10 protein-coding genes are annotated in these 11,099 nt (G+C 50.5%); 4 read left to right on the top strand and 6 right to left on the bottom strand.

The window, feature by feature from the left end:
- Nucleotides 1-14: 14 nt before the first annotated feature.
- Nucleotides 15-1,199 carry a HupE/UreJ family protein gene (locus tag RQP52_RS32480; RefSeq protein ID WP_315955673.1) on the bottom strand — a complete coding sequence of 395 codons (1,185 nt, stop codon included), beginning with the start codon at nt 1,197-1,199 and terminating at the stop codon, nt 15-17.
- A gap of 315 nt (nt 1,200-1,514) precedes the next feature.
- On the opposite strand from RQP52_RS32480, the gene RQP52_RS32475 reads away from it, so the two are divergent.
- Nucleotides 1,515-3,668, top strand: a complete 2,154-nt coding sequence (locus RQP52_RS32475; RefSeq protein ID WP_315955672.1) for a helix-turn-helix domain-containing protein — start codon at nt 1,515-1,517, stop codon at nt 3,666-3,668.
- Nucleotides 3,669-3,703: 35 nt separating this feature from the next.
- Here the strand turns inward: RQP52_RS32475 and RQP52_RS32470 are convergent, their stop codons facing one another.
- Both RQP52_RS32470 and RQP52_RS32465 read right to left on the bottom strand, forming a co-directional pair.
- Nucleotides 3,704-5,095 (bottom strand): ABC transporter substrate-binding protein, encoded by a 1,392-nt coding sequence (locus RQP52_RS32470; RefSeq protein ID WP_315955671.1) that lies wholly within the window; start codon nt 5,093-5,095, stop codon nt 3,704-3,706.
- Between the two features lie 93 nt (nt 5,096-5,188).
- The gene (locus tag RQP52_RS32465; protein ID WP_315955670.1) at nt 5,189-6,274 is read right to left on the bottom strand and encodes a DUF3048 domain-containing protein; all 1,086 of its coding nucleotides are present in this window, start codon (nt 6,272-6,274) and stop codon (nt 5,189-5,191) included.
- A 365-nt stretch (nt 6,275-6,639) separates the two neighbouring features.
- On the opposite strand from RQP52_RS32465, the gene RQP52_RS32460 reads away from it, so the two are divergent.
- Both RQP52_RS32460 and RQP52_RS32455 read left to right on the top strand, forming a co-directional pair.
- Entirely contained in the window at nt 6,640-6,801 is a 162-nt protein-coding gene (locus tag RQP52_RS32460; protein ID WP_315955669.1) for a hypothetical protein, read from the top strand.
- On the top strand, nt 6,794-7,207 hold the full coding sequence (locus RQP52_RS32455) for a thiol-disulfide oxidoreductase DCC family protein (protein WP_315955668.1): 414 nt from the start codon (nt 6,794-6,796) through the stop codon (nt 7,205-7,207). The genes RQP52_RS32460 and RQP52_RS32455 overlap by 8 nt, the downstream gene beginning before the upstream one ends.
- Nucleotides 7,208-7,222: 15 nt before the next feature.
- Here the strand turns inward: RQP52_RS32455 and RQP52_RS32450 are convergent, their stop codons facing one another.
- The gene (locus tag RQP52_RS32450) at nt 7,223-8,023 is read right to left on the bottom strand and encodes a DODA-type extradiol aromatic ring-opening family dioxygenase (protein ID WP_315955667.1); all 801 of its coding nucleotides are present in this window, start codon (nt 8,021-8,023) and stop codon (nt 7,223-7,225) included.
- Between the two features lie 609 nt (nt 8,024-8,632).
- The gene (locus RQP52_RS32445; RefSeq protein WP_315955666.1) at nt 8,633-9,523 is read right to left on the bottom strand and encodes an N-acetylmuramoyl-L-alanine amidase family protein; all 891 of its coding nucleotides are present in this window, start codon (nt 9,521-9,523) and stop codon (nt 8,633-8,635) included.
- Between the two features lie 92 nt (nt 9,524-9,615).
- On the opposite strand from RQP52_RS32445, the gene RQP52_RS32440 reads away from it, so the two are divergent.
- Nucleotides 9,616-9,744, top strand: coding sequence for a hypothetical protein (locus RQP52_RS32440; RefSeq protein WP_315955665.1), 129 nt, complete (start codon nt 9,616-9,618; stop codon nt 9,742-9,744).
- Between the two features lie 57 nt (nt 9,745-9,801).
- Here RQP52_RS32440 and purD read toward each other — a convergent pair whose 3' ends face one another.
- Nucleotides 9,802-11,061, bottom strand: coding sequence for a phosphoribosylamine--glycine ligase (gene purD / locus RQP52_RS32435; protein ID WP_315955664.1), 1,260 nt, complete (start codon nt 11,059-11,061; stop codon nt 9,802-9,804).
- Nucleotides 11,062-11,099 lie beyond the last annotated feature (38 nt).

The raw sequence follows: 11,099 nt of genomic DNA, 5'->3' as shown, positions 1-11,099 counted from the left end.
CATCATAAAAAGTTTTATTGACTAATAATGCGCTCAATCAACCAGTAAAGCCCGAACACGCCAATGATCCCCGAAGCGTATTGATTCCATTTGATTTGCAAAGGCAAACGTTTAATCCACAGAAGCACTGGAATCACAATCGCTACGACGACAAGCTGTCCAATTTCTACTCCCAGGTTGAATGAAAATAAAGGAAGGGCCATATGTCCAGATAACGTTCCTCGCAGCACCTCGGCAAAACCGAATCCGTGCACAAGGCCAAACAACAACGTAACGATTACGCGCGCACTCTCTTTTCGCTTCCATATATTCTCTACTGCAATATACAGAATGCTAAGGGCAATTAAGGGTTCGACGATTTTAGGTGAGAGATAAGCAACCTCTAGAGAAGATAGGACTAGCGTAATGCAGTGACCTATTGTAAAGGCGGTAATCAGTCGCAATATTTTCCATACCCTTTGCTCAGCGGCTAACAGGAGTCCCAGCACGAACAGCATGTGATCCAGACCCGACCAGATGTGCTCCATCCCCATGAGGACGTAGGTCTTGAGCGTACTTATCCAAGAAGTCGTCTCCAATTGAACAGCAGGCTTTGCATCAAGGGCTGAAGGTGGTGCCGCTGCTGACGGATTCCCGGCTGCTGCGCCCGGCCCTTGAATCTGTACAATATAGTTCTGACTGCCAAGTACCTGCTGAATGGTTTGGCCACCAACCTGAATCGTGGCATAGTTGCTATGGTTGACATCCACCCCGCTGTACCAGAAGAAATTGTACTGCATCAGATATTGCTTCACAGTGGCAGCGAATTTATATCGGATATCGATACCGATCATATCCATGCTGGCTCGTTTCTCATGCTTGGCACCGGTAATCACCGCAGATCCGATTTTCCCGTCTCCCGTTACAATCAGGCCGTCATCGACAAGCCTTGTTAGAGCATCCATAGATGCTGACAATTGTTTATCGCTGATCTTGTCGCCGCCGTCCGGCTTGTCCGGGAATATATGAACAAAGTCGCTCTCCAGAATCGACAGGTGGTATTGGATCGTATCCGCACCCACCTTGATATCGGAATACCCGGTTGAGGAGAAATGAGCTCCCGCCGAACCAGCAAAGGTCATGCTTACGATTACCGCCAAAGCAATAGCAAAAAAGCTCTTATAGATGTTGGTCACGGTTCTATCACGCATGTGTTTCATTTCGTTCCTATCCCCTCATTCGTCTTCATCAACTGATCTTGCTCTTTCGAACCTTAAGCCGCCTCTCCTTCCCATGAGCCTCGCTTGTTACCTGCCCATCATATCCGGAAGGCCGCTGCCTTGCCTATACACATGATTTTCGATACTTTCCCATTGTTTCGATTGGTTTTTTAAGCTTTTATGAACCGCCTGATCAGTAAAAATGCAAAGCTTCCAAAAAAAAGCCCATACCCTTACCAAGGATAATCGTCTACAATTGACTGTATATAACTCGCCGGAAGTCAACAGCGTAACGATCAAAGGGGCCTGCGACTTATGACTATTTTTTCATTGAATAAATCCTTGTTTCGACATGTTTTGACAAGCTTCATCGTTCTGATTCTGATCTTCTCCTCTTTCAGCCTGCTCATCTTCTGGATGCTAAAAAGCCACCTTCGCAGCGAGATGATCGAACAGAATCACCTCACTTTACAGAAAGTGGCGGAGCGTTATCAGTTTCAGTTGGATAAAATCAGAGAGGCCCTTTTCAAGCAATTCACAGATAAAGATGTCATTACTCTTAACAATCAAGTGAATCTAAAAAAAGATGCCGAGTCGCTGACTACTCGTCCTATTGTTCTGGACATCCAAAGTATCGTGGGGGATTCAGAGCTTTATCTGGATAATATGATCCTTCTGTTCCGTTCAGCGAATCTGGCCATTAATAAATTTGGTCCGGGGACGAATGAAGAATTGTTTGCAGGACTGTATGCCAGTAACCCATACCCAGTTTCTTATTGGCAGTCACAGTTTCAACGTACAGACAATTTCGTGCTTCATCCGGCCGCAGGCTTTGGGGCTACGAATACGGATCCAACTGACAAAACATTAATTCCTTATTCCATCAAACCTGCACTAGCTGATAATATGTTAATTGCCATGATCGACGCCGATCGTTTGCGGGACGCGATGCTCAAGGAAAATCCCAATCTGGATTTAACCATTGTGGGGCCGGGGCAAGACCTCATTTATCAAACGAATCGTAGTAGTGCTGCTAAGCTGCCAGAGACGTTATTCACATCTCCACCTACTGAGCGTGCCTATCTACTGGAAAAAGGGATTTATTACGTCGATTATCAAAATGAAGACAGGATGCATTTCATCATGCGAGTTACCAATCCTGATTTCGCAGGTAAAATCCTTCGTTTGGATAATCTCATGATCATCCTGCTAGGTATCTCGATTTTCATCGCTTTCGTTGTCTCGATCTTTTTCAGCAAACGGATTAACCATCCTGTACGCCAGCTTCTGAAGGAAAAAGGGCAAATTCAACAAGAACTGAAGGAGCAGCAGTCCGAGCTGACCAACTACCACTTCATCAATAAGTTAAAAAATATCAATCTGGAATCAGGCGAATGGCCGCACATTCAAGGTACTGAGGAAACTTACACCATCGTTCTGTACGAGCTTCGCTATCGAGCAGCAGCTTTTGTAGCTGTCCCGATGAGCAAGGAGCAGATCTCACAGTCTGTCGGTGCGCAGCTCAAACAGTTTGCGGATGAAACCATTCCTGGGTCCCATACTTTTCAAATTGAGCATCATCAGTTTCTATCTGTTTTTCCCGGTAATGAAAGAGATCGCATTATCGCCATGCTAGCGCAGCTGAAGCAGGTTCTGGATCAAGATAAGCGCTACTGTTTAGTAACGGCAGCCGTAAGTTCTGCATTTGAGCATTCGATCCAGTTCGGATATGCCTACCGCCAAGTCAATGAAATGGCCATGCAGGCCAGACTGCTGGACGAAACGCAAACGATAACCGAGTTCCGCTCGGACCGCTCTACGTATGTCTTAACGCTTTCGCAGGAGCAAGAACTAACCGCAGTTCTGAAGGCTGGCAAAGAGCAGGAAACACTGGACCTCTTCCTCCCATGGTTACAAGAACTTAATCACAAAGAAGCGTCAGTTGATGTGTTTAGGCATATGACACTTGCCGTGACGGACAAGGCCAAGATGGTGCTGGAACATTACAAAGTCCAAACAGAGGCCTTGTGGCAGCTTAAACCCCTTCTGCTTCAGCTGGACGAATGCTGCACACTCGCGGAATACGAATTCACCTTCCAGGCTTATTTTCGTGCTGTTACTCAGATTATCCGTGAGAAAAAAGAAGCCAACGACCCCATCGTTGACCGTGTTCTGCGCGTGATTCATGAGCAATTCGCAGAGGATCTCTCGCTCGATGTGTTGGCCGATCAACTCAATTTAAGCACCTCCTACCTCTCGACCTATATCAAAGAGAAGACGGGTGCCAACTTCATGGAACATCTGCATGACCGAAGAGTAAGCAATGCGAAGGAATTGCTGCACTCGACCGATTTGAACATTCAAGAAATCAGTATCCAAGTGGGGTATCGCAACATCTCTTCGTTTAACCGGATGTTCAAAAACCGCACAGGCTCCTCCCCAGGCGAATACCGCAAAACAAAGCTATAAAAAAAAGCATCCCGAATCGGGGTGCTTTTCTGCGTTTATTTCAATGCCTGATTATACGCTGCTATTTTGGCGTTAATTTCGGCTGCTGCCGCATCAAGTGCTGCCTGCGGCGACTGTTGTCCGCTGAGCGCCTGATTGACGGCTTCCTCCGTAAGCTTCCTTGCGTCAGGATATACGCCAAGAACGCCGCCTAGCGTCGCTTTATTTAATTTTGAAGCATGATGTTGTTCGATCGCTGTCTTGAACTGCGGATATTTCTTCATGTTTTCCTGCACAATTGGTAGCTCATACGTTTTCTTCGTGATTGGAAAATAGCCCGTGTTTACGTGAAAAATGGCTTGTTGTTCAGGCTCTGACAAAAACTTCATGAACGTCCAAGCAGCCTGCTGTTCCTCCTCGGACTTACTGTTCAGAATCCAGTTGCTGCCGCCTCCAACTCCTACGCCGCCACTCTCCGTCTCAGCTGGTTTCGGAAAGAAGCCTGTCCCCACTTCGAACTTGCCTTCAACCGAGTCCAGGATATCACGCAATGCGGCCGTTGTATCGAAAATCATCGCAACCTTGCCTTCGGCGAACGCTTTCTTCGAGGTATCGCCTTTGCCAGCCGAGTAGGTCGCTACATTGTTGTCCACAAGCTCCTTCCACCAAGCAAGCGCCTTAACGCCCTCTGCGCCGTTCAACTGCCAATCGGTAGCTAAGCCATCGCGACCATTCCCGTTATTTACCCACTCTGCGCCTTGATTGGCGACAAACTGCTCCATATACCAGCTATGTGTGCCAAAATAAGCGCCCGTTACGCCGCCTTTTGTCAGCTTAGTTGCTGCTTTCTTAACGTCTTCATACAACACAGGCGGTTGATCAGGATTTAGTCCTGCTGCCGTGAACAAATCTTTGTTGTAGTATAAGATCGGATTGGATGCGTTAAAAGGCATCGAAAACAGCGTATTATCCACTGTGTAATAATTAATAATAGCTTCATCCATCTGAGACGTGTCATACTTCTCTTGATCGATAAACGTCTGAATCGGTGTAATAGCTTTCGAATCAATCATAAACCGGGTTCCAATGTCATACACCTGCGCCATGGTAGGTGCAATTGTTGTACCGATGGACGCTTTCAACTTCGTCAGGCTATCATAATAAGAGCCCTGATAGACGGCTTCCACCTTCATATCTTTATGCGATGCATTGAACGCAGACACGAGCTTGTCTACCACTTTGCCATTTTCGCCGCTCATCGCGTGCCACCAGACGACTTTCGTTACCCCAACGGTCGATTCCGAGACGGCTTCTGCAGCTCCAGCCTTGCCTCCTCTAACACCGCTTTGATTCCCCCAGATTGTATAGCTAATTCCAAAAATGCCAAACAGCAGCAAAATAAACATCGTATAAATGGGTACTGAAACTTTACGTTGAAATTTATTCATGATATTCCCCCCCCATGACTTTTAATCATAGGGGATCAATGTATGAGCATGATTATTGGAATGTTAAGAGATTGTTAAATCTGTGTTCTGCGCCTACTCCATCTTAAGAGCGGTTCCCTCAGGCACGATCTGCACCCATGTATTTCCAGGCAGCAGCGGCACTTCTTTGCCGTCTTCCGCGTAAGCGCGCAGCATGCCGTTTTTGCGTTCCCATGTAATCTGCTGGGATTTGCCCTCTTGCAGGATGACGCCTTTGTTAGGGCCGAACACGTCGACCTCGCGGCGCCCTTCTTTGTCTACGATTTTGTGCTTGCTCTCCAGCACGAGCAGATTTTTGGCTTGCAGCTGCTTGCCGGTCTCCTTGTCGAGATGCGGCTTGCCCTCCATGCTGCGCATGTACACGCCTTCCGTAGGATTATATTCATAGGAAACGAAATACCCTTGGAGATAAGGAATAAGAATATAATGTACGGCAGCGCCGGTAAGTTTACTTTGACCATCATCCTTGGCAAAAGTAAGCAGCGGTCCGTTCCACTCCGAGCGGAATTTGCGCGCTTCGGCGCCTTTCTTCATTTTATCCACAGAGGTATAGAGATTGTGAGGAGCTTTGCGGTCCGTCGAGCGCCAGTAGTAGGCGCCATCGCCGTAGACCTCATCAAGATGAGCCAGCTTGCGGCCCGCCATCATATCCATCGCTTCCTGGCTCCAACCGGCATGAACGATAACGGCATCTAGCGCATCGCCGATCTCAACAAAATAGGGCCGGATGCTGCGCACTGGACCAATCGTTGTGGCCTCGTGGCTTTGGAACACGGAGACGAATCTAGTAATCTCGCCTTCTGCGAGAATTTCGTAGACGATGTCAGCCTGATCAAGGCCGGTTTGCGGCCTGGCTTGCGGAGCATTTTCGACCATGACCATGAAAGGACGGCTCTTCACTTCTTTCGCCGAAGGGAGTCCAGTCAGCGGGAATTTGTAGGGCAGCTCCGATTCTACTGCCGTGGCCGCGGGCTTCGTGGCTGGCGTTGAAGCTGATGGCGTTGCTGCTGCGGTATCCGGCGTCGTTGTTGGCAAGGAAACCGGCGTATCGCTGCAGCCGACCAGGGTTATGACAGAGCAGCCGAGGACGAGCCAGGCGCTGAGCGTTCTTTTGCGACGGGATAGGGACAATGATTTCATCAATAGGCACCTCTTCTCTTCATCTATTGTTCTATGAAATATATATGCTAGGCAAAAGAGAAATAGAAGACATTTTGAGTGGGGTTCATTGCATCGGAGAACTATTTCTCAACCTGCATACTTCACACGTTGGAGGATTTCATCAGGTATCTTCTTCCAGAACCTTCTTAATTCTCACGTTGGAGAATATCACACTAATTAGGTATAGTAGAGGAGAACGGTGTGGTGACAGCAAATTACGGACTAATATCATGTAAAAAGTACAGTAAATTTCGGTGCGCACTCTCAATTTGACGGAAAATCATGCAAAACGTACATTTCTTTTCGCGTCTCTGGGGCATTTCGGGAAGATTTAGCTGATTTACATGTACAAAATGCAGGTATTTCTTATCAGCATGCGAATAGGAGCAAATTTGCTGTACTTTTTACATGATTTGCTCGGGCTAGGAGTCCAGTCAACAGAACTTGCCGGACAAACAGCCGCCCCAAGGAGATACACACCAGAAGGAGGCATCGTCCATGACTAAGCGGACTGATAACAAATCCGTCATTCTATTCGACGGTGTCTGCAATTTATGCAGCGGAGCTGTGCAGTTCGTCCTGCGGAACGACCCGAAGGGCCATTTCCGCTTCGCGTCTTTGCAGTCGGCTGCCGGGCAAAAGCTGCTCGAGCAGCATCGGCTGCCCACGGACAATATCAGCACGATTGTGCTGATCGAGAACGGGCGCGCCTACACCCGCTCGACGGCGGCGCTGCGCATTGCCCGGCGGCTGCGCGGCGCTTACCCGCTGGCGTATGCGGCCATCATCATTCCGCCTCCGCTGCGGAATCTGGGCTATGCCATCATCGCGAGCAATCGCTATCGCTGGTTCGGCAAGGCTGAGCACTGCATGCTGCCGAAGCCTGAGTTCAAGCAGCGCTTCCTCGAATAGCGCCGCAGCACGCGCTTAATCCAGGAAGCGCTCAGGCTTTTTCAAGCCGCCGAACATCCAGCAGCATAGGCTGAGCGTGCCCATCTGGAAGCTGTGATGCAGCAGCTTCGCCCGGCGTGCGCCATCTGCCGCACCCAGTGCGAGCAGCAAAGGCGCAAAATGCTGCGGCGTCGGCACCGCCGTAGCCGCATGAGGCGCTCTTTCGTCGTACCTCACAAGCGCCTCAAGATTCCACGTTTCGAGCTGCTCCGCCAGCCACTCATCGAATTCCACCGCCCACAGCTGGGGCACCGGATTATTCCGGTCTAGCCGCTGCAAATTGTGCACGGTGCCGCCGCTTCCGAGGATGAGGACATCCTCCTCCCGCAAAGAGCCGAGCGCCGCACCGATGCGGTAATGCTCTTCCGACGTCAATCTCGGATTCACCGAGAGCGCCACCACAGGCATCTGCGCATCCGGGTACATCAGACTCAGGGGCGCCCATACCCCATGATCCAATCCCCGCTCATCATCCAACTCACAACGGATGCCTTCCTCTTGAAGGAGCTGCTGAATATGCAAGCTCAGCGTCAAATCGCCTTTAGCTGGGTATTTAATGCTATAAACCTTATCTGATGCTCCCGAAACATCGTAGATCATCTCCGGACGAATCGCTGAGCTAACCGTCTGCACAGGACTCTCCCAATACACGCTAAATACAACGACCGCTTTGGGACGCGGTATGCTCTTCGCCAATTTGTGTAAAAACTCAGTGTAAGCATGCTGCTCAATAGCCAAATTCGGTGTTCCATGTGCGATAAAAAAGGCTGGCAGCATGACAAATCACCCCTTCGTCCGGATTGGAAACATTTTACCAATATTCTACAGTATTCTCTAGTGTTACGAAATAAAACCCGCGGATTGTCATCCGTAAGGTCAGTTTTGTTGAGTGCCCGTTGGATGAAATCCAATGAAAGGGCATATTTGAGGCTTCCCTTTTACTTTACGTTGGACAAACTCCAATGAGGCCTAGAAAAATCGCCTTTTAGAGCCGAAAAAAGACCACCCCGTTGGATTTCGTCCAATGAAATCAAGATTTAAGCTGCCAAATCCGTCTTTTCGTTGGATTTCGTCCAACGGGATGGCTGGGCGGTCGGGTACGAGTGGATTCGGAGGCTGATGGCTCGTTACCCAGATTTGGTGGGCTCGGTGGATGTAACCTGGGTGCCTCGAGCTAGTGGCTCGAGTGCCGGGAGTCGGTAGGCTCGGTGGATGTAGACTTGGTGCCACGAGCTAGTGGCGCGGGATGGCTGGTCCGCTGAGTGCCGGAATTTGCTGGGCTCGATAGATGTAGACTTGGTGCCGCAAGCTGGTAGCCCAGGGGGCAGCCTAGCTGATCAGCCAGATGGTTAGTCGCTCGTAACCAGGAAGGCTGATGGGCCAGCCCTACCTGGCAGGCGATCCAGCATTCAAAAACCGTTCAATCCCGTCAGCAATCCCAATAGCGAGCTTTTGCTGGTACTCAGCTTCCGACAGCCGCTCATCTTCTTCAGGGTTGGTCATGAAACCAAGCTCAACCAGCACAACCGGCACTTTGGACCAGTTAAAACCGGACAGGTCGCTGCGCTCCGACAGCCCTCTACCGCCTGTCCCTGTCGCCGCCTTTAGCCGCTCGGCAATAAAACCGGCAGCTTGCCTACTATCTGCTGCAATGGGCTTCAGCGCCGCCGAAGCAGCTGACGGATACAAGACCGAAAATCCGCTCGTTTTCGGCGAGCTATCCCCATCCGCATGGAGGCGCACGGCCAGCGCTGCGCCGGCCTCATTCGCCATCTCCGCGCGCTGTTTATTAGAGATATCGACCTCGTGCGACTCACGAGTCATTGCCACTTCGATGCCGCGCTTCACGAGCTCGGCCTTCACCAACTGCGAAACCTCCAGGTTCAGCACATATTCCGGTTTCTTCGTACGAACGCCGACGGTGCCGGAGCTGACCTTAGGTTTCACTTCTCGCGTATCCGGGCCTACGGCCTCGGGCGCGTTGTTGCCATGACGCTGATGCCCCGGGTCCAGCATCACCAGCTTACGCGCCACAGCCGGCGATTCCACAGGCGCTGCCCCTGTTTCCGCCGCATGCGCCGTCGGCATCGGCACAAGCTCCTTCTCCTGCACCGCTACCGCCGCAGCTGTCGGCGGAACGCTTACAACCGGCGTCTCCACTGCCGGCAAGCTATCCGCAACACCAGCCCGCTCGCCGCCACAAGCAACGAGCAAACCAACCACCAAGACCAACACACCCATAGCAACCAGCGGCATTGCCCTTTTTCCCACAATCATCAAACCCTTCTCTCCTATCTGTTATGTAACCATGCATGAAACGCAGAGCGGCAGCCAAAACTAGTCGAAAGGCAACCCAAGGAGGCAATCGCATGAACACCCTCTGGAACTTTATCGTAAATCACTGGATTTCGCTCGCGCTCATCATCGGCGTGCTCCTCGCCATCTGGTACGAATTCAAAAACAAAGACAAGTACATCCGCGGTGGGAAAGATAAGTAGTAAAAAAGCAAAAACACAGCCCTTTCCCGCAAGAAAGACACTGTGTTTTTCATTGTTCTATTTCATAGCCTTCATCGCAATATCCGTCCGGTAATGCTTCCCGTCAAAATGTATCCGGTCCGCATCCGCGTAAGCTTTCTGACGAGCTTCGACGATGTCTTTGCCGATACCTGTGATGCCCAGAACGCGTCCACCGTTCGTCACGATCTGCCCGTTCTCCAGCGCCGTTCCTGCGTGGAACACCAAGGAATCCTGCACGTTCTCCAGTCCTGTGATCGGCAATCCTTTCGGATATGGCCCTGGGTAACCGCCGGAAGCCACGATCACACAAACCGCTGCGTCCTCGCTCCACTCGATTGGCTGCTCAGCCAACGTTCCGTTGTTGATGGCAAGGAAAATATCCAGCAGATCTGTTTTGAGGCGAGGTAAAATAACCTGCGTCTCCGGATCGCCGAAACGCGCGTTGAACTCGATTGTTTTCACACCGTTCGGGGTCAAAATCAGACCCGCATACAGCACGCCTTTGAACGGTCGGCCCTCTTTCACCATCGCATCAGCCGTCGGCTGAACGATGTTTACAAGCGCTTCCTGCACGATGGACTCCGGGATATGCGGCAGCGGTGAGTAAGTGCCCATTCCGCCCGTATTCGGCCCTTTGTCGTTATCGAAGACTGGCTTATGATCCTGCGAGGGCACCATCAAACGAACCGTAGAACCATCCACGAAAGCAAGCAGCGACATCTCTTGCCCCGTCAAGAACTCCTCAATCACGACGCTCGCACCGGATTTACCGAATACTTGATCCACCATAATATCGCGAAGCGCCGCTTCCGCTTCTTCCATCGTTTGCGCGACAGTCACACCTTTACCAGCAGCTAGCCCGTCAGCTTTAATTACGATTGGCGCTTTTTGCGAACGCAAGTAAGCAAGTGCCGGTTCGTACGCGTCAAAAGTTTCATAAGCCGCCGTAGGAATGTTGTATTTTTTCAGAAGCTCCTTCATAAATACTTTGCTTCCTTCGATAATCGCAGCATTTGCGCGAGGACCGAACGCTTCAATCCCTTTGGACTCCAAGTGGTCCACAAGACCTGCAGCGAGTGGATCGTCAGGCGCTACCATAACCAGATCAATCGCTTGCTCTTTCGCAAACGTGCTGATCTCTTCGAATTGCAGTTCTGTGATCGGCACACATTCCGCCAATCCGGCAATGCCGCCGTTCCCCGGTGCGCAGAAAAGCTTGCTGATTTTCGGGCTTTTGCTCAGAGCCCATACAATGGCATGCTCGCGCCCGCCTCGTCCAATTACTAATACACGCATCTTTGTCACCAGTCCCTTTCATGGGGAATGCCCACGGT

It is taken from the genome of Paenibacillus violae (assembly GCF_032461945.1).
Lineage (GTDB): Bacteria > Bacillota > Bacilli > Paenibacillales > NBRC-103111 > Paenibacillus_E > Paenibacillus_E violae.
Note: the sequence above shows the minus strand (reverse complement) of the source record. Positions and strands in the feature narration are given on the sequence as shown.